The 22794-nt window shown below is 66.2% G+C and carries 16 protein-coding genes and 4 tRNA genes; 6 read left to right on the plus strand and 14 right to left on the minus strand.

Annotated elements, in window-relative coordinates; all coding sequences use genetic code 11:
- The first annotated feature begins 44 nt into the window (after positions 1-44).
- Positions 45-2249: an Ig-like domain-containing protein gene (locus EJO71_RS25175; RefSeq protein WP_125951415.1), complete on the plus strand. Its 2205-nt coding sequence runs from the start codon at positions 45-47 to the stop codon at positions 2247-2249.
- 12 nt (positions 2250-2261) lie between these two features.
- Here the strand turns inward: EJO71_RS25175 and EJO71_RS25180 are convergent, their stop codons facing one another.
- The 9 genes from EJO71_RS25180 to tig form a co-directional block, all read right to left on the minus strand.
- The gene (locus EJO71_RS25180) at positions 2262-3560 is read right to left on the minus strand and encodes an MFS transporter (RefSeq protein WP_125951414.1); all 1299 of its coding nucleotides are present in this window, start codon (positions 3558-3560) and stop codon (positions 2262-2264) included.
- Between the two features lie 32 nt (positions 3561-3592).
- Positions 3593-4234, minus strand: a complete 642-nt coding sequence (locus EJO71_RS25185) for a DUF6806 family protein (RefSeq protein ID WP_125951413.1) — start codon at positions 4232-4234, stop codon at positions 3593-3595.
- A gap of 20 nt (positions 4235-4254) precedes the next feature.
- Positions 4255-4346 (minus strand) — tRNA-Leu (locus EJO71_RS25190).
- 100 nt (positions 4347-4446) lie between these two features.
- Positions 4447-4520 (minus strand) — tRNA-Cys (locus EJO71_RS25195).
- 63 nt (positions 4521-4583) lie between these two features.
- Positions 4584-4659, minus strand: a tRNA-Gly gene (locus tag EJO71_RS25200).
- Positions 4660-4720: 61 nt separating this feature from the next.
- On the minus strand, positions 4721-7162 hold the full coding sequence (lon, locus tag EJO71_RS25205; RefSeq protein WP_125951412.1) for an endopeptidase La: 2442 nt from the start codon (positions 7160-7162) through the stop codon (positions 4721-4723).
- Between the two features lie 23 nt (positions 7163-7185).
- Positions 7186-8451: an ATP-dependent Clp protease ATP-binding subunit ClpX gene (gene clpX, locus EJO71_RS25210; RefSeq protein WP_125951411.1), complete on the minus strand. Its 1266-nt coding sequence runs from the start codon at positions 8449-8451 to the stop codon at positions 7186-7188.
- A 107-nt stretch (positions 8452-8558) separates the two neighbouring features.
- Entirely contained in the window at positions 8559-9167 is a 609-nt protein-coding gene (clpP, locus tag EJO71_RS25215) for an ATP-dependent Clp endopeptidase proteolytic subunit ClpP (protein WP_081270880.1), read from the minus strand.
- 118 nt (positions 9168-9285) lie between these two features.
- Positions 9286-10602 (minus strand): trigger factor, encoded by a 1317-nt coding sequence (gene tig, locus EJO71_RS25220; RefSeq protein ID WP_125951410.1) that lies wholly within the window; start codon positions 10600-10602, stop codon positions 9286-9288.
- A 268-nt stretch (positions 10603-10870) separates the two neighbouring features.
- Here tig and EJO71_RS25225 point away from each other — a divergent pair, with 268 nt between their 5' ends.
- The gene (locus tag EJO71_RS25225; RefSeq protein WP_125951409.1) at positions 10871-11836 is read left to right on the plus strand and encodes a hypothetical protein; all 966 of its coding nucleotides are present in this window, start codon (positions 10871-10873) and stop codon (positions 11834-11836) included.
- An 84-nt stretch (positions 11837-11920) separates the two neighbouring features.
- Here EJO71_RS25225 and EJO71_RS25230 read toward each other — a convergent pair.
- From EJO71_RS25230 to EJO71_RS25245, 4 genes are all read right to left on the minus strand, one after another.
- Positions 11921-12007, minus strand: a tRNA-Leu gene (locus EJO71_RS25230).
- A gap of 101 nt (positions 12008-12108) precedes the next feature.
- Positions 12109-15294: an efflux RND transporter permease subunit gene (locus EJO71_RS25235; protein WP_125951408.1), complete on the minus strand. Its 3186-nt coding sequence runs from the start codon at positions 15292-15294 to the stop codon at positions 12109-12111.
- On the minus strand, positions 15291-16490 hold the full coding sequence (locus EJO71_RS25240; RefSeq protein ID WP_125951407.1) for an efflux RND transporter periplasmic adaptor subunit: 1200 nt from the start codon (positions 16488-16490) through the stop codon (positions 15291-15293). Before EJO71_RS25240 ends, EJO71_RS25235 begins: the two co-directional genes overlap by 4 nt.
- A gap of 129 nt (positions 16491-16619) precedes the next feature.
- A complete protein-coding gene (locus tag EJO71_RS25245; protein ID WP_125951551.1) occupies positions 16620-18464 on the minus strand; it encodes a potassium transporter Kup in 1845 nt (614 codons plus the stop codon).
- A 150-nt stretch (positions 18465-18614) separates the two neighbouring features.
- Between EJO71_RS25245 and hpnC the strand changes: the two genes are divergently transcribed.
- From hpnC to EJO71_RS25265, 4 genes are all read left to right on the plus strand, one after another.
- The gene (hpnC, locus tag EJO71_RS25250; protein ID WP_125951406.1) at positions 18615-19529 is read left to right on the plus strand and encodes a squalene synthase HpnC; all 915 of its coding nucleotides are present in this window, start codon (positions 18615-18617) and stop codon (positions 19527-19529) included.
- On the plus strand, positions 19526-20365 hold the full coding sequence (hpnD, locus tag EJO71_RS25255; protein ID WP_125951405.1) for a presqualene diphosphate synthase HpnD: 840 nt from the start codon (positions 19526-19528) through the stop codon (positions 20363-20365). The genes hpnC and hpnD overlap by 4 nt, the downstream gene beginning before the upstream one ends.
- Before the next feature lie 175 nt (positions 20366-20540).
- Entirely contained in the window at positions 20541-21797 is a 1257-nt protein-coding gene (gene hpnE / locus EJO71_RS25260) for a hydroxysqualene dehydroxylase HpnE (RefSeq protein ID WP_125951404.1), read from the plus strand.
- Positions 21794-22102, plus strand: a complete 309-nt coding sequence (locus tag EJO71_RS25265; protein WP_125951403.1) for a hypothetical protein — start codon at positions 21794-21796, stop codon at positions 22100-22102. The genes hpnE and EJO71_RS25265 overlap by 4 nt, the downstream gene beginning before the upstream one ends.
- A 14-nt stretch (positions 22103-22116) precedes the next feature.
- On the opposite strand, the gene EJO71_RS25270 is transcribed toward EJO71_RS25265, so the two are convergent.
- The gene (locus tag EJO71_RS25270) at positions 22117-22758 is read right to left on the minus strand and encodes a LysE family translocator (protein WP_125951402.1); all 642 of its coding nucleotides are present in this window, start codon (positions 22756-22758) and stop codon (positions 22117-22119) included.
- Positions 22759-22794 lie beyond the last annotated feature (36 nt).

Genomic DNA, 22794 nt, shown 5'->3' on the forward strand with positions numbered 1-22794 from the left:
AAGTACCAGCATGCGCGGTTTGTCAAAAAGTATTGCCGCGCACAATGAACTCACACTTCCAGGCCCGCATTCCCTTCAAGCCCCTCCTGCTCGCCGGCGCGCTCGCGCTGATGCTGGGCGCCTGCGGAGGCGGCAGTAGCGGCTCAGGCTTCGGTGGATTCCTCCCGCCCACGAACACCGCGCCGCCAGCGGCCCAGCCGGCACAACCTCCGGCCGCGCAGCCCGAGCCCGACCAGCTCGTGTCGGAGGCCCGCTTCACTCCCAATGCGGGCACCACCAAGGGCTCTTCCGACGCATCGACCGCTTTCGCACTGCCCGACAACTTCATGATCGTGGCGGACGACGAGGCCAACGTGCTGCGCGTCTACCCCCGCGGCGGCGGTGCCGCCGTGAAGGAATGGAGCTACGAGCTCGAAGGCCCCAAGCTGGCCAAGGAACTCGACCTGGAGGCTGGCACGCGCATCGGCGACACGCTGTATCTCACCGGCTCCAACAGCAACAAGAAGGACGGCGCCGACGCGGCCGCCGATCGTTCGCACCTCTTCGCGGTCAAGGTTGGCGGCACCGGCGCGGCCACCACCTTCGACTATGTCGGCAAGTTCTCGCAGCTCGAGGCACAGCTGGTCGCCTGGGACGTGAGCAACGGCCACGGCCTCGGCGCCAACCGCCTCGGCTTCGCGGTGTCGGCCGGCGCCGGCATCGTGCCCGAGCGCGTCGACGGCTTCTCCATCGAGGGCATGACAAGTTCGCCGGGCGACACCGCCCTGTGGCTCGGCTTCCGCGCGCCGCAGACGGGCGCGACGGTGCGTGCCAAGGCGCTGATCGTGCCGGTTCAGAACTACGCAGCACTGATCGCCGGCACCGCCACGCAGGCCGCCTTCGGCGCCCCCATCGAGCTGGAACTGGGCGGCCGCGGCATCCGCTCCATCGACAAGGGCACCGACGGCAACTACCTGATCACCGCCGGCCCGGCGGGCCCCAGCGTGCCGGAGGTGGACCGCAACTTCGCGCTGTTCGCCTGGGACGGCAACCCGAACAGCGCGCCGGTCGAGCTGTCGAACGACCTCGACACGCTGCGCAAGAAAACCGGTGGCAGCTTCGAGTCAGTGGTCGAGGTACCGGGCCCCGTGAAGGCCGGCACGCAGGTCCAGCTGCTGCTGGACAACGGCGACACCAAGTGGGACGGCAAGACCGCCTCCAAGGACCTGCCCCCCGCGGACCAGAAATTCGACGGTTTCGTCGTACGCCTGGGCAAGCCCCTGGTCGATACCGCCGCCCCGATGCTGAAGAAATCGATGCCGGCCGCCGGCCGCGTGGGCGTCAACCTCGACACGTCGATCACGCTGTCGTTCAACGAGGCCGTGCGCCTGGGCTCCGGCAGCATCGTGCTGCGCAAGGCCGACGGCACCGTGATCGAGACCTTCCACGCCAACAGCCCCGCCGCGCGCCTGCAGGTGGCCTTCAACGTGGTGAAGCTGGTGCCGACGGCACCGCTCGAACTCAGCACCGGCTACTACGTCACGGTGGATGCGAACGCCGTCACCGACGCGGCCGGCAACGCCTTCGCGGGCATTTCCGATGCGACCAAGCTGAGCTTCACGACGACCGCCGGCGCCACGCCGCTGATCGCCGGCGACCTGCTCTTCATGGCCGCCAATGCCGAAGCACCCGATGCCTATGCCTTCGTGCTGCTGAAGGCCGTGAGCGGCGGCACGCAGGTGCTCTTCACCGACCGCGACCGCAAGGCGGGCACGGCGGAATTCACCGGCATCACCAATGAATCGGCCTTCTTCTGGACCGCCGACCAGAACCTGCCGGCCGGCACCATCGTGACCATCCAGACCGACGTCACGGGCAATCCGATCGCGGACAAGGGCTTCACGCTCGGGTCGCCGGGCGGTATTGGCAAATCGGAAACCGTCTATGCCATCGCAGGCGGCACCATCGCCGGACTGGGCGACGGTCAGGCGGGACAGATCACAGCTGTCGGCAACTACCTTGCGACCATCACTCTGGGCGGCACAGCGGGCAGCATCCCCGATGCCGTCACGACGGCCGGCACGGGCATGAGCTTCACGGTGACGCCCGCCAACCAGACGAATGCGATCTACACCGGTTCACTCGACCGCACGGACCTGGCGGCCTTTGCGGCTCGAGTGAAGGACCCGGCGAACTGGACCAAGCGCTACGCACCGGAGGTTGGCTGGCCGCTGACCAACGACAGCCTCTTCGGCGACAAGCTGCCTTGATCCAAAGGCTGGTCAAGCACGCAGCGCGGCTTGCCGGCCGCGCTGCATGTCGATCGGCAGCAGCAACAACAGCCCCGCCACGAACAACACCGCGGTCGATAGGATCGCGATGCGCTGGTTGCCACCGGTCATCCAGGTGATGGCGCCGAAGCTCAGCGGACCGACGATGCTCGCCAGCCGCGTAGCGAAGGTCCAGAGGCCGAAGAACTCCGCGAGCTGCAGCGGCGGCGCCAGGTAGCCCGTCATGGCGCGGCCCGCCGACTGGCTCGATCCCATGGCCAGCCCGGCGATGGATGCGGCCCACCAGAAGCCGCCCTTGGTCGTCACCATCGCGGCAATGATGCAGACCGCGATCCACGCGACCAGCGTCGCGGCCAGCGAGACCTTGTGGCCGATGCGGTCCTGGACGTAGCCGAAAGAGAAGGCGCCCAGCGCCGCCGCGATGTTGAGCACGAAGATCAGTACCATGGTCTCGCTCGCCACGAAGCCGATCACCTGCTCCGCATAGATGGCCGCAAGCGTGATGGCCACCGCCACGCCGCCCTGGTAGCAGACCGTGCAGGCCAGCAGCCACATGAAGTCGCGATAGGCCCGTGCCTGCCTGTACGTGGCGCGCAACTGCTGCCATGCACCGAGCCCGGCATCAGCGGCTCGGGGCTGCGCGCGCTCGGGCAGCAGCGCGAAAGTGGCGCAGGCGGCCAGCCCGTAGATGGCGGCCGTAATCAGCATCGTGACCGGCACGAAATGCGCCGCCGGCAGGCCCCTTGCCTGCGACCACAGCACGTAGGCAAGGCAGATGCCCAGCGCCAGCATGCCGCCGACATAGCCGAAGGCCCAGCCCCACCCGCTTACCTTGCCCATACCCTCGGCCGTGGCGAGCTCTGGCAGAAAGGCGCCCGTCAGGGACTCTCCGTAGGAATAGAAGGCGTTGGAGACGACGATCAGCGCCATCGCCAGCGCGACGCCGGTGGCGCCCGAGAAGCTGGGCGTGAAGGCAAGCGCCGCCGTCGCGAAGACACAGCCGATGGTCGCGAGGACGAGCACCCGCTTCTTTGCCGCGCGCAGGTCGGCCCAGGCGCCGATGGCAGGCATCGTGAGCATCACGATGGCATACGAGGTGCTGAGCGCGGCCGTCCAGGCGAAGGCGGCCCATGGTGCGCCCTTGGCGATGCCGCCCACGAAATAGGCGGCGAATACAGCGGTGATGACGACCGTGGTGTAGCCCGAGTTGGCGAAGTCGTACATCGCCCAGCCGAACACCTCGCGCTTGCGCACGCCAGGGCGCAGCGCGGAGGCGGGAAACAGGGCCATGAGGCCTCTTCTCGCGAGCTAGCGGGTCTGGATCAGTGCAGGTGGCGCGGACGGCGGCCGCCGCCATGGCCACCACCGCTGCCTCCGCTGCCCGGCCCACCGGTACCACGCGGACGCTTGCCGATCTCGAGCGAGTTCACGAGTGCGTCGAAGCGGTCGCTGAAGAGGCGGTCGATCTCAGCGACCACGCCGCCCAGTTCCGCGCCGTCGAAGTGGCGCTCCATGAGATTGACGACGTCTTCCACCAGCAGGTCGCGCTGCACCTGCATGATCGCGGCCGGATTCGGGCCGACGAACAGCATCAGGAAGTCGTCGCGCGATTCTTCTTCGGGGTCGCCCTCTTCCTCGTCGAAATCGGTGTCGTAGAAGGTGACCTCGATGGCCGCCCCGCGTTCGGAGAGCTCGTTCAGGCCCATGCACATCTCGTCGAGTGCCTGGCGGAAATCCTCGTCGCCGGCCACAGTCCAGCACATCTGGAGCATGTGGTCCTTCTGCTCGAAGCGGATGCCGGGTTCTTCCTCGTAGCTGCTGGTGGCGCCATCGGCCAGCGACTTGGCGCCAGCGTATTTCCAGAGCGGCTTGAGCGCCTCCTGGATCTGCTCGAAGGTCGCATCCGAACGCAACGGCACGTCGCCGTGCACATGGATCTCAAATGGAGCGTTGTAGCGAGGCATCTAATGCTCCCTTGTAAGTTTGGTACCCGGAACGGGGGTCGAACCCGTATGCCCCGATTAAGGAAGCGGCGGATTTTAAGTCCGATGTGTCTACCAATTTCACCATCCGGGCGTCAGGTTGGACATCGACGATAACCCAAACAAAACAAGCCCCGGCAACGTCGGTTGGCGGGGCTTGGTGTTCGGGGTCGAATCTGGTTGAACCGAGAGAGTGGAGGCGCGACCCGGAGTCGAACCGGGCTAGACGGATTTGCAATCCGTTGCATAACCGCTTTGCTATCGCGCCACGCAGAAATACGAAATCGAACTAGCGAAAAAAAGGGAAGCTGCTGCTTCCCTTTTTCAAAACTGGAGCGGGAAAAGAGTCTCGAACTCTCGACCTCAACCTTGGCAAGGTTGCGCTCTACCAACTGAGCTATTCCCGCGTTTCGAGCCTTGAATTATATACCAGTTTTTCGAGGCTCTACAAGTTCTGCGATTGCTCGATCAATGCTTGACCGAACCTTCGGAAGCGGGCGCGCCTGCCCGCTGCTTGGCCAGTTCGGCCACGGCAGCCGCTGACGCAGCGACTTCTTCGTCGGACAGCGGCTCGGGCATCTTTTCAAGCGCGATCTCAAGCACCTTGTCGATCCACTTCACAGGCACGATCTCGAGACCGTTCTTCACGTTCTCGGGGATCTCCTGCAGGTCCTTCGTGTTTTCCTCGGGGATCAGCACGGTCTTGATGCCGCCACGCAGCGCGGCCAGCAGCTTTTCCTTCAGGCCACCGATGGCCGTCACCTCGCCTCGCAGCGTGATTTCGCCGGTCATCGCAACGTCGCCGCGCACGGGGATGCCCGTGAGCGCCGACACGAAGGCCGTTGTCATCGCCGCGCCCGCGCTCGGGCCGTCCTTCGGCGTTGCGCCGTCGGGCACGTGGATGTGGATGTCGCGCTTCTCGAACGCCTCGTCCTTGATGCCCAGGCGCCGCGAGCGGCTGCGCACAACCGTGCGCGCGGCCTCGACCGATTCCTTCATCACGTCGCCCAGCGAACCGGTGCGGCTGATCACGCCCTTGCCGGGCATGGTCACGGCCTCGATCGTCAGCAGGTCGCCGCCGACTTCGGTCCACGCGAGGCCGACCACCTGGCCGACCTGGTTCTGCTTCTCGGCGAGGCCGAAGGTGTACTTGCGCACGCCCAGGAACTCGTTGAGGTTCGCGCCATTGACCGTGACCTTGGGCGTGAGCTGCTTGAGCAGCAGGCCCTTCACCACCTTGCGGCAGATCTTGGACAGCTCGCGCTCGAGCGAACGCACACCCGCTTCACGCGTGTAGTAGCGCACGATGTCGCGCACGGCCTCTTCGGTGACGTGCAATTCGTCATCCTTCACGCCGTTGTTCTTCATCTGCTTGGGCAGCAGGTACTTGATCGCGATGTTGGTCTTCTCGTCCTCGGTATAGCCCGAGAGGCGGATGACTTCCATGCGGTCCAGCAGCGCCGGCGGGATGTTCATCGAGTTCGAGGTGGCGACGAACATCACGTCGCTCAGGTCGAAGTCGACTTCCACGTAATGGTCGCCGAAGGTGTGGTTCTGCTCGGGGTCGAGCACCTCGAGCAGCGCGCTCGACGGGTCGCCGCGGAAGTCCGTGCCCAGCTTGTCGATTTCGTCGAGCAGGAACAGCGGATTGCGCGTGCCGATCTTGCTCAGGCCCTGCAGCACCTTGCCCGGCAGCGCGCCGATGTAGGTGCGGCGATGGCCGCGGATCTCGGCTTCGTCGCGCATGCCGCCCAGCGCCATGCGGGTGTACTTGCGGCCGGTCGCCTTGGCGATCGACTGCCCCAGCGAGGTCTTGCCAACGCCCGGAGGCCCCACGAGGCACAGGATAGGCGCCTTGACCTTGTCCACGCGCTGCTGCACCGCGAGATATTCGAGGATGCGGTCCTTGACCTTCTCGAGGCCGTAGTGGTCGGCGTTGAGCACGGCCTCGGCATTGGCCAGGTCGTGCTTGATCTTGGTCTTCTTGCTCCAGGGCAGGCCGATCAGCACGTCGATGTAGTTGCGCACCACGGTGGCCTCGGCCGACATGGGCGACATGAGCTTGAGCTTCTTGAGCTCGCCCTCGGCCTTCTTCAGGCCTTCCTTGGACATCTTCGCGAGCTTGATCTTCTTCTCGATCTCCTCGATGTCCGCGCCCTCTTCGCCTTCGCCGAGCTCCTTCTGGATGGCCTTGACCTGCTCGTTGAGGTAGAAGTCGCGCTGGTTCTTCTCCATCTGGCGCTTCACGCGGCCACGGATCTTCTTGTCGACGTTGAGGATGTCGACTTCGCGCTCGAGCTGGCCGAACAGGTTTTCCAGGCGCGCCTTGACGTCGTCGAGGTCGAGCACGGCCTGCTTGTTGTCGAGCTTGAGCGGCAGATGGGCGGCAATGGTGTCCGCCAGGCGGCCCGGATCGTCGATGCTCGAGATCGAGGTCAGGATCTCGGGCGGAATCTTCTTGTTCAGCTTGACGTACTGGTCGAACTGCTGCATCACCGCGCGGCGCAGCGCCTCGACCTCGGTGCCCTTCTCGCCGCCTTCGGATGCCTCGACGGGCGTCACGTTGGCCGAGAAGTGGGTCTCGCCGTCATCGATGCGGTTCACGCGTGCGCGCTGCTGGCCCTCGACCAGCACCTTCACAGTGCCGTCGGGCAGCTTGAGCATCTGCAGGATGGTCGAGACGCAGCCGACCTCGAACATGTCCTCGACCGAGGGCTCGTCCTTGGCGGCGGCTTTCTGGGCCACCAACATGATGCGGCGCTCCGCCTCCATGGCCAGCTCGAGCGCCTTGATGCTCTTGGGGCGGCCGACGAAGAGGGGAATCACCATGTGCGGAAACACCACGACGTCGCGCAGCGGCAGCAGCGGCAGGTCGAGTGCTTCGGGAGGCAGAGGGGTATGGCCAGACATGCAGATCCTTCGCGTCTTTGGCTTTAAGCCTTTTTCGCCGCTTCGCGGTACACGAGCAGCGGGGGCTTGTTTTCGTCGATGGTCGATTCCTCGACCACCACCTTGTCGACATTGGTCGCGTTCGGCAGTTCGAACATGGTGTCGATCAGCGACTGTTCAAGGATCGAGCGCAAACCGCGTGCACCGGTCTTGCGGGCCAGCGCCTTGCGCGCGATCGCCTTGAGCGCCGCCGGGCGGATCTCGAGGTCCACGCCCTCCATCTGCAGCAGCTTGGTGAACTGCTTGACCACCGCGTTCTTCGGCTCGGTCAGGATCTGCACCAGCGCGTCTTCGGAAAGCTCAGCGAGCGAGGCCACCACAGGCATACGGCCTACGAGCTCGGGGATCAGGCCGAACTTGATCAGGTCTTCGGGTTCGACTTCACGGAACACCTCGGTGATGCTGCGCTGCTGCTTGCTCTTGACCGACGCGCCGAAACCAATGCCCGAGGCCTCGGTGCGGTTCTCGATGACCTTCTCGAGGCCCGCGAACGCGCCACCGCAGATGAACAGGATGTTGGTCGTGTCGATCTGCAGGAAGTCCTGGTTCGGGTGCTTGCGCCCGCCCTGCGGGGGCACGCTAGCCATGGTGCCTTCGATGAGCTTCAGCAGGGCCTGCTGCACGCCCTCACCCGACACGTCGCGCGTGATCGATGGGTTGTCGGACTTGCGCGAGATCTTGTCGATTTCGTCGATGTAGACGATACCGCGCTGTGCGCGCTCGACCTCGTAGTTGCAGCTCTGCAGCAGCTTCTGGATGATGTTCTCGACGTCCTCGCCCACGTAGCCGGCTTCGGTCAGCGTGGTGGCGTCGGCCATCACGAACGGCACGTCGAGCATGCGCGCCAGCGTCTGCGCCAGCAGCGTCTTGCCCGAACCCGTGGGGCCGATCAGCAGGATGTTGCTCTTGCTGAGCTCGACGTCGTCGCCCTTTGCCTTTTCCTTGTGGCGCAGGCGCTTGTAGTGGTTGTAGACCGCCACCGACAGCATGCGCTTGGCCGGCTCCTGGCCGATCACGTAGTTGTCGAGGTTGGTCTTGATCTCGAGCGGCGTCGGCAGGTCGTTGCGTGCCTCGCGCGCTTCCTCACCCGCAGGGAGTTCGTCGCGGATGATCTCGTTGCAAAGGTCGATGCACTCGTCGCAGATGAAGACCGAAGGGCCCGCGATCAGCTTCTTGACCTCGTGCTGGCTCTTGCCGCAGAACGAGCAATAAAGCGTTTTTTCGCTGGAGGAGCCTTTTTTATCGGCCATGGACTTTTGCCTCGTTACAGGGTATGGACAATGATAACTAAACAAAAACGGCGTTTCCCGTGTGGAAAACGCCGTTTTTTGCCATTTGGCGCCCTCGGCGCCGGCGTTCAACCGCGCTTGGCGACGACCTGGTCGACCAGACCGTAGTCCTTGGCCTCGTCGGCCGTCAGGAAATAGTCGCGTTCGGTATCGGCCTTGACCTTTTCCAGCGGCTGGCCGGTGCGCTCGGCCAGGATGCGGTTCATCTGGTCCTTGGTGCGCAGGATGTCGCGCGCGTGGATCTCGATGTCCGTCGCTTGGCCGCGTGCGCCGCCCAGCACCTGGTGGATCATGATCTTGGAATTGGGCAGCGAGAAGCGCTTGCCCTTCTCGCCGGCCGCCAGCAGGAAGGCGCCCATGCTGGCCGCGAAGCCCAGGCACATGGTCGACACGTCGGGCTTGATGAACTGCATGGTGTCGTAGATCGCCATGCCGGCGCTCACGCTGCCACCCGGGGAGTTGATGTAGAACGAGATGTCCTTGTCCGGGTTCTCGCTCTCGAGGAAGAGCAGCTGGGCCACCACGAGGTTGGCGGTCTGGTCGTTGACCTCGCCCACCAGGAAAATGATGCGCTCCTTGAGGAGACGCGAATAAATGTCATAAGACCGCTCGCCGCGGCCCGATTGCTCGATGACCATCGGGACCATGCCGAGGCCTTGGATTTCCTGTGCGCTCATGAATTTGCTCTCCGAGAAATGGAATCGTTCGCTGTTTCTGAACTGTACGTCAGAGTGAAATGGGGCTCGTGCCGCAAAGCACAAGCCCCATTCGCGTTGCGGGCGGCGGAGGCGGAAATCAGCCTTGCTGCTGCGCCATCAGTTCGTCGAACGACACCGACTTTTCGTTGACCTTGGCCTTGCCCAGGACGAAATCGGTCACGTTGTTCTCGATGACCACGGCCTCGACTTCGGCCAGGCGGTTGTTGTCGCTGAAGTACCAGCGCACCACGTCGGCCGGCTTCTCGTAGCTGGCGGCCAGCTCGTCGATGTGGGACTTGATCTGCTCGGGCTTGGCCTGCAGGTTGTTGGCACGCACCAGCTCGGCCACCACCAGGCCCAGGCGCACGCGGCGCTCGGCTTGCGGGCGGAACACTTCGTCGGGGATCGGAGCCTTGTCGGCGTCCTTGATGCCGCGCTGCTTGAGCTCGGCCCGGGCACCTTCGACCATGCGGCTGACTTCCGACTGCACGCTGGCGTTCGGCAGGTCGAGCTCGGCGTTGGCCACCAGGGCGTCCATCACGGCGTTCTTGTTGCGGGCCAGCAGGCGGAACTTCACTTCGCGCTCGAGGTTGCGCTTGATGTCGGCGCGCAGGCCTTCCACGGTGGCTTCGGCAATGCCGAGCGACTTGGCCAGTTGCTCGTTGACTTCGGGCAGGTGCGAGGCTTCGATCTTCTTCAGGGTGACCATGAAGTCGGCCTGCTTGCCGGCCACGTCCTTGCCGTGGTAGTCGGCCGGGAACGACAGCGGGAAGGTGCGGCTGTCGCCGGACTTCATGCCGCGCACGGCGTCTTCGAATTCCTTCAGCATCTGGCCTTCGCCGACGACGAACTGGAAGTCTTCGGCCTTGCCGCCCTGGAAGGGCTCGCCGTCGATCTTGCCTTCGAAGTCGACCGTCACGCGGTCATCGTCTTGCGCCACGGCGTCTTGCGCGCGCTGGGCGAAGGTGCGGCGTTGCTTGCGCAGGATGTCGAGGGTCTTGTCGATGGCGTCGTCGCCCACTTCGGCCGAGAGCTTCTCGACTTCGGCGCCCGACAGGTCGTTGATCTTGACGTCGGGGAACACTTCGAAGATCGCGTCGAAGGCCAGTTCGCCTTCGGGCGAGTCTTCTTTCTCGGTGATGCGGGGCTGGCCGGCAACGCGCAGCTTGGCTTCGTTCGCGGCTTGCGAGAAGGCCTCGCCGACCTTGTCGTTCATGACTTCGTAGTGCACCGAGTAGCCGTAGCGCTGGGCCACGACGTTCATCGGCACCTTGCCGGGACGGAAGCCGTCCATCTTGACGGTGCGCGCGAGCTTCTTGAGGCGCGAATCGACTTCGGACTGGATGGTGCCGACCGGCAGGGTCAGCGTGATCTTGCGTTCGAGCTTCTCGAGAGTTTCAACGGTCACGGTCATGATGTCTTCCTGGTAAGGGGGCTGTTGCGCGGGGCCTGCATCTTTTTTATCAATACAGATCAAGGACTTACACGCGCTGGCGGGATTTATGCGGAGGCACGCGGGTGCCGCCTGCAAAACTGGGCAACCCGGGATTCTAATCCGGCGGGAAAGCGGGTTTTCACGGGGTTGAAGCACAGCCAAGACGGCGGTCAGGTTTGGCCAATATTCGGCTCGTAGAGTGACCGTCGATTCATCGTCCTTCACGGGAACGCACAGGAAAACTCTCATGCTCCAGCGAATGTTCGCCGCCCTCGCCTTCTCCCTCGCCGTGGCATTCGTCATGCCATCGCTCGCGCAGGCCAGGACCGACGCGCCGGCTCCGAAAGGGCCGACCATCCAGCAGATCTACGAAGCCGCCAACGGCGGTCGCATGTCCGATGCCGACGCGATGATCGCGAAGGTGCTGAAGAATCACCCCAACAGCGCCAAGGCGCATTTCGTCCATTCCGAGCTGCTCGCGGCCGAAGGCAAGCTCGACGACGCGAGAAGCGAACTGGCGAAAGCGAAGACGCTGTCGCCCGAACTCGACTTCGCCAAGCCCGAGGCCGTCGAACGGCTCACGAACAAGCTCGACAAGCCGGCGCCGCAAGTCGGAAGCACGCCCTCGCGCGTCAGCGAGCCCGCCACGCCGGCACCGCGCGTTGCCGAGAGCAAGACAGGCTCCGTGCCGTGGATGCCCATCGCCCTGCTGGGACTGCTGGTCGTCGGCTATCTCGCCTTCCGGCGCCGGGTTGCGCCGCCCGCGGCACCGGTTGCTCCGTCGTACGGCCCCGGCCCGGGCATGCCCGGCATGCAGGGCGCGCCGGCGGGCTATGGAAGCTATGGCCCGGCTGCCGGCAACTGGACGCCCGCGCCACCGCCCGCCGCCAGCCCCGGAATGGGCCTCGGCTCGGCCCTCGCCACGGGAGCGGCAGTGGGCGTCGGCGCAATGGTCGCGCAGGAAGCGGTGCGCCACTGGATGCATCGCGGCGACAACAACGTGATCGACAGCGGGGACAGCGGCAGGCCCCACACCGCCGACAACGGCAACACCGAAATGGGCCGCGGCCTCTGGCCTTCGTCGACCACCCCGGAGTCCGATCGCATCGTCGACAACGACTTCGGCATCAAGGACACGAGCTCCTGGGACGACTCGAGCAGCGGCGGCAGTTTCGGCAGCGACAACAGCAGCAGCGGCGACAACGACTGGTGAGAACTGGTGGAAAAGAAAAAGCCCCGCTCCTCACGGAACGGGGCTTTTTCACTGCTCGATAGAACGGGCTACGTAGCAGAGGGCTGGTGCGCGGGGCCGGACTCGAACCGGCACGTTCTTGCGAACGTCAGGACCTAAACCTGGTGCGTCTACCAATTTCGCCACCCGCGCAGTGCCAATCTTTCAGGTGAATGCAAAAGCGGACGGCCTCTGTGCGCCACGGATTCCCGTGGGCCGAAGACCATCCGCTTGAAATCGGTCAGCTCTCGATTTTAAACGCTAATCGGGACCGCTTTTGGCTCGGGCAATCCCTGCGGTTCGTCGGGTTCGCGTTTGATGCGGAACGCCGCTGCATACATCGCCGGCAAGGCCAGCAGCGTCAGCACCGTCGCCACGATCAGGCCGCCCATGATGGCCACCGCCATCGGCCCCCAGAACACGCTGCGCGACAGCGGGATCATTGCCAGCACCGCCGCAGCGGCCGTCAGCACGATCGGCCGCAGCCGGCGCACCGCCGACTCCACGATCGCGTCCCACGCCGGCACGCCGGCCGCGCGGTCGAGTTCGATCTGGTCGATCAGGATCACCGCGTTGCGCTGGATCATGCCCATCAGCGCGATCACGCCCAGCAGCGCGACGAAGCCGAAGGGCCGGTTCAGCACCAGCAGCGCGCCGGCCACGCCGGCAATGCCCATCGGGCCGGTGATGAACACCAGCAGCGAGCGGCTGAAGCTGTGCAGCTGCAGCATCAGCAGCGTGAACACCAGGAACAGCATGATCGGCACGCCGGCCACGATGGAGGCCGAGCCCTTGCTGCTTTCCTCCACCGCGCCTGCCACCTCGATGCGGTAGGCGCCCTGCCCGGCCGCCACCCAGCCTGCTTCGAGCTCGCGCAGCTTCGGCAGCAGTTGCGCCGTCACGGTCGCGCCCTGCAGGCCCTCGACCACGTCGCCCTGCACGGTGATGGCGTAGTCGCGGTTCTCGCGCCACATCACGCCCGGCTCCCAGGTGAACACCGGCTTGGCGATCTGCGTCAGCGGAATCGAGCGGCCCGAGGTCGTCGGGATGTAGGCGTTGCCGATGTCCGAGATGGCCTGCCGCTCGTCGGGCGCCTGGCGCAGCACGATGTCGATCAGCAGGTCGTTCTCGCGGTACTGGCCCACGGTGGTGCCGCTGAACATGGTCTTGGAAGCCTGCGCGATGGCCTGGCTCGTCACGCCGAGCGCGCGGGCCTTGGCCTGGTCGATCTCGAGGCGGATCACCTTCACCGACTCATTCCAGTTGTCGTTCACGCCGCGCATGTTGGCGTTGTCGCGCAGCACGGCCTTCACCTCGTCGGCATGGCCGCGAAGCAGCGCCGGGTCTGGGCCGATCACGCGGAACTGCACCGGGTACGGCACCGGCGGGCCGTTGGGCAGCAGCTTGACGCGGCCGCGCACCTCGGGAAACTCCTGAGCCAGCACCTGCGGCAGCTTGATGCGCAGCGTCTCGCGCACCTTCAGATCCTTGGCGAGCACGATCAGCTGCGACACGTTGGTCTGCGGGAACACCTGGTCCAGCGGCAGGTAGAAGCGCGGCACGCCGGAGCCGATCCAGGTGCTGACCGTCTTCACGCCGGCCTCCTGCATCACGCGCTGCTCGACGCGCTTCGCCACCTCTTCGTTGGCCGCGAACGAGGTGCCTTCGGGGAACCAGATGTCGACCAGGATCTCGGGCCGGCTCGAATCCGGGAAGAACTGCTGCTGCACCTTGCCCATGCCGAAGATGCCGAGCGCGAAGATCAGCACCGTGGCACCGATGGTCATCCAGCGGTGCTGCACGCACCAGTTCACCGAGCGACGGAAGGCGTTGTAGAACGGCGTGTCGAACAGCTCATGCGGCGGCGCGTCGGGGTCGTGCGGCTTCACCTTGAGCAGCAGGGTGCCGAGGTACGGCACGAAGTACACCGAGACGATCCACGACAACACCAGCGCGATCACCGTCACCGCGAAGATCGCGAAGGTGTACTCGCCCGTCACCGACTTGGCGATGCCGATCGGCAGGAAGCCCGCCGCGGTGATGAGCGTGCCCGTGAGCATAGGCTTGGCCGTCACGTCGTAGGCGAAGGTGGCGGCGCGGACCTTGTCGTAGCCCTCTTCCATCTTCCGCACCATCATCTCGACCGCGATGATCGCGTCGTCCACCAGCAGGCCGAGCGCGATGATGAGCGAGCCCAGCGATATCTTGTGCAGCCCGATGCCGAAGTAGTTCATGGCTAGGAAGGTCACGGCCAGCACCAGCGGAATGGTGATCGCCACCACCAGCCCCGGGCGCATGTCGATGTACCAGCCGAAGCGCCCGCCCTTGTGCAGGCCGAGCGAGATGATGCTCACGGCCAGCACGATGGCCACGGCCTCGATCAGCACGCCGACGAACTCGTTGACCGAGCTCGCCACGGCCACCGGCTGGTCCTGCACCTGCGCCAGCTTCACGCCGGCCGGCAGGCGCTGGTCGATGGTGGCTGTGGTGGCCTTCAGCGCCTTGCCCAGCGCGATGATGTCGCCGCCCTTGGCCATCGACACGCCCAGGCCGATCACTTCCTTGCCCTGGTGGTGCATCTTGACCGACGGCGGATCGATGTAGCCGCGGTGGATGTCGGCGATGTCGCCCAGCTTCAGCTGGTTGCCCGAACTGCCGCGGATGGGCATCTCGCGCAGCTGGTCGACGCTGGTGAACTGGCCCGCGACGCGCACCTGCACCACGTCGAGCGGCGACTGGATCGTGCCCGCGCTCTCGATGGCATTCTGCGAGCCGAGCTGCGCCAGCACGGCGTTGAAGTCGAGCCCCAGCTGGGCCAGGCGCTTCTGCGAGATCTCGATGTAGACCTTCTCGTCCTGCACGCCGAACTGGTCGACCTTGGCCACGTCCTTCACGCGCAGGAGTTGCTGGCGCACGTCGTCGGCCAGCGTCTTGAGTTCGGCGTAGCTGAAGCCTTCGCTCTCCAGCGCGTAGATCACGCCATAGACGTCGCCGAAATCGTCATTGAAGAACGGCCCCTGCACGCCGGCTGGCAAGGTGGCGCGCATGTCGCCGATCTTCTTGCGCACCGTGTACCAGACGTTGGCAACCTCGGTGGACTTCGAAGAGTCCTTGATGTTGAAGATGATCTGCGACTCGCCGGGCTTCGAATAGCTGCGGATCTTGTCGGCGTACGGCGCCTCCTGCAGCGTGCGCTCGAGCTTGTCGGTGACCTGTTCGGCCACCTGCTGGGCGGTGGCGCCGGGCCAGTAGGTCCGCACCACCATCGCGCGAAAGGTGAACGGCGGGTCTTCGTCCTGCCCGAGCTGGAAGTACGCGAACGCGCCCAGCACCATCAGCACCACCATCAGGTAGCGCGTGAGGGGCGCGTGGTCCAGCGCCCATTTGGAGAGATTGAAGCCTGAGGGCTTGTCAGTGGGAGTCGCTGCGCCGCCGCTCATTTGCCGGCACCCGCTGCGATCTCCTTGTTCGTCGCGGCAACGGCCGTGACCGGCTGTACCGACTCCTTCGCACCGGCATTGGCGGCGGCGGCCGCCGCCTCCTTCGACTGGTAGATGGTGACCTTCTGGCCCGGCGAAAGCACATGCACGCCCGCGGCCACGACCATCATGCCGGGCGTGATGCCACCGGCGATCACGGCTTCATTGCCGTCGGCCGTGGCCACCTGCACCGGCTGCGAACGCACCGTCATGGTCGACTTGTCGAGCACCCACACGGCGGAGCCCTTGCCTTCCTGGCGCAGCGCGCTGGTCGGCAGTTTCATCACCGTGGCGCCGGCGTGCGCCAGCGCCTGCGGACGCGCGTAGACCGTGGCGCCGAGCGGTGGCGCGGTGGCTGCATCGATGCTCACCTTGACCGAGTAGGTGCGCGTGACCGCGTCGGCGCTGGCCGCCACTTCGCGAACCTGGCCCTGCAGCTCGTTGCCGCCGGACCAGCCACGCACCGTCACGGGCGAGCCGGCCTTGATCAGCGTGGCGCGGTCTTCGGGCACTGCGAACACCACGTCACGCGCACCGTCCTGCGCGATGCGCACGACCGGCGTGCCGGCCTGGACCACCTGGCCCGGCTCGGCCTCGATGGCGGTGACGATGCCGGCCACGTCGGCCACCAGCGTCGTGTAGTTGGCCTGGTTGCCCTGCGAGGCGAGCTGCGCCTGTGCCTGTTCGAGCTGGGCCTGCGCAGCCTTCCAGGTGGTTTCGCGGCGCTCCAGCTCGGCGCCGCTGATGAAGTTCTGCGACCGCAGCTCCGTGTAGCGCTTGAGGTCGGCAGCGGCCAGGTCACGGTTGGTCAGCGCGGCGGCCTGCTGGGCGCGTGCTGCTTCGGCGGCAAGGCGATAGTCCTGCGGATCGAGCTGGGCGAGCACCTGGCCGGCCTGCACGTGCTGGCCGAGTTCGGCCTGGCGCTTCGTGATCTTGCCCCCGACGCGGAAGCCCAGCCGCGACTCGACGCGCGCCCGCACCTCGGCAGAGAACTCGGGCTGGGCATCGAACTCGCTCGCCCCCACGGTCACGAACTTGACCGCGCGGACGGGGTCTTCAGCCGCTGGCTTGGGCGAACAACCGGCCAGAAAGATGGCGGGAAGCAGCAGCCATGCGGCGCTGCGCACACGGGACGGGAAGACTGTGGAGGCGGTCATGAGACACCCTGGAAAGGACGAACCGGATCATTACTGACCCACTGGTTAGTAATCTAGGGTAAACGTGAACCAGTGTCAATGACCCGTTGGTCACTAGGGCCTGGATCGCCCTTCTCCCGGCCCCTCCGGCTACGTGCGCTGCCCCATCTCCACGAGGCGGTTGTCGGGCAGCTCGAAATAGTCCGAGGCCCGCCCCGCATTGCGCTGCAGCCAGCCGAAAAGCGCGCGCCGGATCGGGTTCATGCCCGGCAGGTTCTCTTCCCCGACCGAGGCGCGAGAGACGAAGTAGGACGTCTTCATCGAGTCGATGGCCAGCGTCTTCTGGTACGCCAGGATGCGGATGAATTCCGGCACGTCGGGTCGCTCCATGAAGCCGTGGCGCGCCGTGACCATCCAGATGCCCTCCATCAGCTGCTCGGCCTCGATGCGAATGCGCGCGTCGACGCGGGGCGTGTCGCAGGGCATCACGCGCAGCACGATCACCTGCTCGTGCAGCACCTGGTTGTGCTTGAGGTTGTGCAACAGCGCATGCGGCACCGCCGTGGCGTCGGGGTTCAGGAACACGGCCGTGCCGCTCACCCGGTGCGGCATGTGCTGCGCCAGCGATTCGACGAAAGGCCTCAGCGGCAGGCTCTCGGCCGCGGCCGCCTCCAGCCCCAGACGGCGGCCCTTGACCCAGGTGGTGAAGAGCACCATCACCACGGCCGCCACGGCCAGCGTGAGCCAGCCGCCCTCCGCCACCTTCAGGCTGTTGGCGATCACGAAGGTCAGGTCGACCACCGCGAAAGCCGTCACGCCGACCACCACCGCCACCTTGTTCCAGCGCCACAGCCCCCAGGCCACGATGCCGGCCAGCAGCGTGGTCGTCACCATCGTGATCGACACCGCGATGCCGTATGCCGCCGACAACGCCCCCGAGCTGCGGAAACCCAGCACCAGCAGCAGCACGCCCACCATCAGCAGCCAGTTGACGGCCGGCACGTAGATCTGCCCGATGGCCGTGCCCGAGGTCTGGATCACCCGCATGCGCGGCAGGTAGCCCATGCGCATCGCGTGCGCCGTGAGCGAGAACGCGCCCGAAATCACCGCCTGCGAGGCGATCACCGTCGCCATCGCGGCCAGCACCACCATCGGCAGCACGCCCCATGAGGGAAAGAGCCGGAAGAACGGGTTGTCGATGGCCGCCGGGTTCGCCAGCACCAGCGCCCCCTGCCCGAAGTAGTTCAGCACCAGCCCGGGCAGCGCGATGAAGAGCCACGCCAGCCGGATCGGCTTGGCACCGAAATGCCCCATGTCCGCATACAGCGCCTCGCCACCCGTGAACGCCAGGAACACCGCGCCCAGCACCGCCAGGGACTGCGCCCGGTGTTCGACCAGAAAGCCGAGCGCGCGCCGCGGATCCAGCGCCGCCAGCACCTGCGGCTGCTGCAGCACCTGCCACGCGCCCGCCACCGCCAGCACGATGAACCACAGCAGCATGACCGGCCCGAAGATCTTGCCCACCGTGCCCGTGCCCTTCTTCTGCACCATGAAGAGCGCGACCAGTATCGCCACCGTGATCGGCAGCACAGCGCGCTGCAGCACGGGCGCCTGCACTTCCAGCCCCTCGACCGCCGACAGCACGGAGATGGCCGGCGTGATCAGGCTGTCGCCGTAGAACATGGCCGCGCCCACCAGGCCCAGCAGCCCGATGGCGTTCCACACCCAGGGCCTGGTCTTCGGTCCCGCAACGGCGTTGCGCGCGAGCGCCTGCAGCGCCAGGATGCCGCCCTCGCCGTCGTGGTCGGCACGCAGCACGAACACCACGTACTTCAGCGTGACCACGAACATCAGCCCCCAGAAGATCAGCGAAAGCAGCCCCAGCACCGAGTCGGGCGAGAACGGCACGCCGTGCTCGGGGTTCATCGTCTCCTTGAAGGCGTAGAGCGGCGAGGTGCCGATGTCGCCGAAAACGACCCCCAGCGCCGCGATCATGAGCGTCGGTCCCGCCGGATGTGCCGCCTCGCCGTACGCTGGAACCTGGGGCCCGGAAGCCGGAGCGGATGCTTTCATGAAGCGGAAATTCGTAGTGGCGACGCCGCGAGCATAGTGCCGGGGCATTGCGTCGTCGCTGACAATCGTGGCGTGTCCGCCACTCCCCACCTCGCCGCGCCGCCCGCGCACTACGAAAACTTTCCCGTAGCCTCGTGGCTATGCCCGCCGCACCTGCGCCCGCCGATCGCCGCGATCTACCACTTTGCGCGCACAGCCGACGACATCGCCGACGAAGGCAGCGCCTCCCCCGGCGAGCGGCTGGCCGATCTGCGCGCCTACCGTGAGGAACTCGCCGCCGCGGCCCGCGGCGAAGCACTGCCCGAATCGCGCTGGCCCCACGTCTTCGGCCCGCTTGCCCACAGCATCGCCCGCCACGGCCTGCCCGAGGACCTGTTCGCCGACCTGCTGAGCGCCTTCATGCAGGACATCGAGAAAACCCGCGACCGCGGCACCTACGCCGACCGCGCCGAGCTGCTCGACTACTGCCGCCGCTCCGCCAACCCGGTGGGCCGTCTGCTGCTGCACCTCTACGGCGTGCACGATGCGCAGGCGCTGGCGCAGAGCGACGCCATCTGCAGCGCCCTGCAGCTCATCAACTTCTGGCAGGACCCTAGCGTCGACCTGCCGCGCGGCCGTTTCTACTTTCCACTGACCGACTGCGACCGGCGCGGCCTGACGCCCGAGAACTTCAAAGTCTTCGCCCCGCTATCGCGCGCCGAACCACCACAGGAAGCTATCAACCTGATAGCAGTGGTGGTCTACTGGGCGCGCGAGCTCATGCACCGGGGCGCCCCCCTGGTGCACCGCCTGCCGGGCCGGGCCGGCTGGGAGCTGCGCCTGGTCGTGCAGGGCGGCCTGCGCATCCTCGACAAGATCGAGGATCTGAGCTTCGACACCTTCTCCCAGCGCCCCGCCATCGGCAAGATCGATGCGCCGGTGCTGCTCTGGAAGGCCATGCGGATGCGGAGACAATCAGCGCCCATGAAAGCAGCGCCTCCCCGATGACCCCCGAGCAATACGTGCAAGACAAGGCCGCCGCCTCGGGCAGCAGTTTCTATTACGCCTTCCTGTTCCTTCCCAAGCCGCGCCGCGCCGCGATCACGGCCTTCTATGCCTTCTGCCGAGAAGTCGACGACGTGGTCGACGAAGTCAGCGACCCCGGCGTGGCCGCCACCAAGCTCGCCTGGTGGCGCACCGAGGTAGCCCAGGCCTTCGCTGGCACGCCGCGCCATCCGGTCATGCAGGCGCTGATGCCGCACGCCACGGCCTACGGCATCGAGGCGCGTCAGCTCAACGAGGTGATCGACGGCTGCCAGATGGACCTCGACCAGACCCGCTACCTCGACTTCCAGGGTCTCTCGCGCTACTGCCACCTGGTGGCCGGCGTGGTCGGCGAAGTCGCAGCCCGCATCTTCGGCCAGACCGACGCGCAGACCACCGCCTACGCCCACAAGCTGGGCCTGGCGCTGCAGCTCACCAACATCCTGCGCGACGTGGGCGAAGACTCCCTGCGCGGACGCATCTACCTCCCGGTGAACGAGCTGCAGAAGTTCGACGTGAAGGCGCACGAGATCCTCAACCGCGTGCACTCCGAGCGCTTCGTCGCACTGATGAAGTTCCAGGCCGCACGCGCCCACGTCGCGTACGACGAGGCGCTCGCCCTGCTCCCGCTGGCCGACCGCCGTTCGCAGAAGCCCGGCCTGATGATGGCCAGCATCTACCGCACCCTGCTGCGCGAGATCGAGCGCGACGACTTCCAGGTGCTGAACCAGCGCGTGAGCCTGACACCGGTGCGCAAGTTCTGGCTGGCGTGGAAAGTACAGGCGCTGGGGCGGATATGACTCGCCCCCAGGCTCCGCGCACTTCGTGTCGCTTCGCCACCCCCCTACCGGGGGCAACACCTGAGGCCCGGCAAAGCCGGTTCCTCGGTGTTTCTGCAAGTGGGGGCTTATCACCATCGCGTCGCGACGCTGAAGACGAAGATCGCGGCCGCTTCATCGCCGAGCACCTGTATTCATGAGAGTCGCCGTCATCGGCGCCGGCTGGGCCGGCCTCGCCTGCGCGGTCGAGGCCACGCGCCTCGGCCATGCGGTCACGCTGTTCGAAGCCGCGCACATGCCGGGCGGCCGCGCGCGGCGGGTCGACAACATGCAAGGGCTGGCGCTGGACAACGGGCAGCACATCCTGATCGGGGCATACACCGCCACGCTCCAGCTGATGCGCGACGTCGGCGTGGATGTCGAAGGCGCGCTGCTGCGCTTGCCGCTTTCCCTGCGCTTCGCCGACGGCGGCGGACTCAAGCTGCCTCGGCTGCCGGCACCGCTCGATCTGCTTGCCGGCATCTTCACGGCGCGAGGCTGGAGCTGGAGCGACAGGTCCTCGTTGCTTCGCACCGCGATCGGATGGCGGCTTTCGGGCTTTCGCTGCGGTCGCGCCACGACGGTCGCAGACCTTTGCACCGGCCTCACGCCGCGCGTGATGCAGGAGCTCATCGAGCCACTGTGCGTTTCCGCGCTCAACACGCCCGTGGCGCAGTCGAGCGGCGAAGTCTTCCTGCGCGTGCTGAAGGACGCCCTTTTCAGCGGCAGCGGTGGCGCCGACCTGCTGTTGCCGCGCGCCGATCTGGGCGCGCTGCTGCCTGACGCCGCCATTCGATGGCTGGCGCGGCACGGCGCCGAAGCGCGCATCGGCACCCGCGTACGAGCCATCGCACCGGATGGCGGGCAATGGCGCGTCGACGATGAAGTCTTCGACCAGGTCGTGCTGACCTGCGCACCATGGGATGCTGCGCGGCTGGTCCGCGCATCCGGCCTGCAGGCGGACCGCTGGTGCGAAACAACCGAAGCCCTGCGCTTCGAGGCCATCGCAACCATCTACGTGCGTGGCGCAACGCCGCTAGCGGAGCCGATGCTCGCGCTGCGCAGCGATCCGGCCAAGGCGCCGGCCCAGTTCGCGTTCGACCGCGGTCAGCTCGGTGGATTGAAAGGCGTGCTCGCCATGGTCGTGAGCGCGAACGAGGCTTCACGCGAGGTCCTGGAAGAGCAGGTCATCGCGCAAGCCGCTGCGCAGTTGGGCCAGGCGAACCTGCAGCTCGTGCAGACCGTGGTCGAGAAACGCGCCACCTTCGCCTGCACGCCCGGCCTCGCACGGCCACCCTCGGCCATCGCGCCGGGCCTGCAGGCCTGCGGCGACTACGTCGAAGGCCCCTACCCCGCCACCCTCGAAGGCGCGGTCCTCAGCGGACTCGCCGCTGCAAAGGCACTCGCCCCATGACGACCGAGCTGCGCTACCTCGACTTCGACTACAGCGAGGACACCGAGGGCCACGGCACCTTCGACGCGATGGCATCGACATCGCCGGACAGGACACCCGAAGTGCGCGCCGAAATCGCCATCGTGCTGGCCTGGGCCGAGGCCACGTTTCCCGATGCACGCGGAGCCCTCGACGAAGGCGCAACCTGGGACTGCGACCTGCAGGAGTCGAGCGAGGACGACCCGAGCTACGACACCATCACCCTGTCGATCAGCGGCACCGCAGACTTCTGCGCGGCGCTGCGCGAGCGCTTCGGGCTCGACTGAGGAGAAGAACGGGATCAGGCCGTCTTGTTGCGCAGCCGCAGCAGGCTGAGCCCCAGCAGCACGAAGGCTCCGCCCGACACCTTGTTGAAGATGCGCGTGCGACGCGGATCGGAAAGCTGCTTGCGCAGCAGGCGCGCCAGCAGCACGTAGAACGAGTGCGCGACCACCGAGGCCGCGGCGAAGGTGCCGGTCAGCACCGCAAACTGCGTGAGGATGGGTGCGTCCTGCGTAAGGAACTGCGGGAACAGCGCCGAAAAGAAAAGAATGCCCTTGGGGTTGGTCAGCGCCACCGTCATCCCGTGGCCGAACAGCCGCCAGCTCGAACGCGGCGCCGCGGCACCCTGGCTGCCCTGAACGTCGGCGAACACGCTGCCCTGGCTGCGCCATTGCTTGATGCCCAGGTAGATCAGGTAGGCTGCGCCGGCCAGCTTCAGCACCATGAAGGCGTGGGCCGAAGTGGAGAGCACCACGCCCAGCCCGGCCATCGCGGCAGCGGACACCACGAAGAGCCCTGCCGCATTGCCCAGCGAACTGATCATCGCCCGTCGCGGGCCCACGCTCATCGAATTCGAGACCGCGAGCAGCACGGCCGGCCCCGGGGTGAAGACAACGAGCAGCGTGACGCCGCAGAAGATGAGCCAGTTGGAGAGATGCACTTTGGGTTCCTGCCCGGCGCGAGGCCGCAAGAGTGG

This window comes from Variovorax sp. 679 (assembly GCF_003952185.1).
Taxonomy (GTDB): Bacteria; Pseudomonadota; Gammaproteobacteria; order Burkholderiales; family Burkholderiaceae_C; genus Variovorax.

Bases quoted from the DNA above. Each gene is read 5' to 3' on its own strand.
- EJO71_RS25175 (WP_125951415.1), top strand. From the start codon at position 45: ATGAACTCACACTTCCAGGCCCGCATTCCCTTCAAGCCCCTCCTGCTC.
- EJO71_RS25180 (WP_125951414.1), bottom strand. From the start codon at position 3,560: ATGGCCCTGTTTCCCGCCTCCGCGCTGCGCCCTGGCGTGCGCAAGCGC.
- EJO71_RS25185 (WP_125951413.1), bottom strand. From the start codon at position 4,234: ATGCCTCGCTACAACGCTCCATTTGAGATCCATGTGCACGGCGACGTG.
- lon (WP_125951412.1), bottom strand. From the start codon at position 7,162: ATGTCTGGCCATACCCCTCTGCCTCCCGAAGCACTCGACCTGCCGCTG.
- clpX (WP_125951411.1), bottom strand. From the start codon at position 8,451: ATGGCCGATAAAAAAGGCTCCTCCAGCGAAAAAACGCTTTATTGCTCG.
- clpP (WP_081270880.1), bottom strand. From the start codon at position 9,167: ATGAGCGCACAGGAAATCCAAGGCCTCGGCATGGTCCCGATGGTCATC.
- tig (WP_125951410.1), bottom strand. From the start codon at position 10,602: ATGACCGTGACCGTTGAAACTCTCGAGAAGCTCGAACGCAAGATCACG.
- EJO71_RS25225 (WP_125951409.1), top strand. From the start codon at position 10,871: ATGCTCCAGCGAATGTTCGCCGCCCTCGCCTTCTCCCTCGCCGTGGCA.
- EJO71_RS25235 (WP_125951408.1), bottom strand. From the start codon at position 15,294: ATGAGCGGCGGCGCAGCGACTCCCACTGACAAGCCCTCAGGCTTCAAT.
- EJO71_RS25240 (WP_125951407.1), bottom strand. From the start codon at position 16,490: ATGACCGCCTCCACAGTCTTCCCGTCCCGTGTGCGCAGCGCCGCATGG.
- EJO71_RS25245 (WP_125951551.1), bottom strand. From the start codon at position 18,464: ATGATCGCGGCGCTGGGGGTCGTTTTCGGCGACATCGGCACCTCGCCG.
- hpnD (WP_125951405.1), top strand. From the start codon at position 19,526: ATGACCCCCGAGCAATACGTGCAAGACAAGGCCGCCGCCTCGGGCAGC.
- hpnE (WP_125951404.1), top strand. From the start codon at position 20,541: ATGAGAGTCGCCGTCATCGGCGCCGGCTGGGCCGGCCTCGCCTGCGCG.
- EJO71_RS25265 (WP_125951403.1), top strand. From the start codon at position 21,794: ATGACGACCGAGCTGCGCTACCTCGACTTCGACTACAGCGAGGACACC.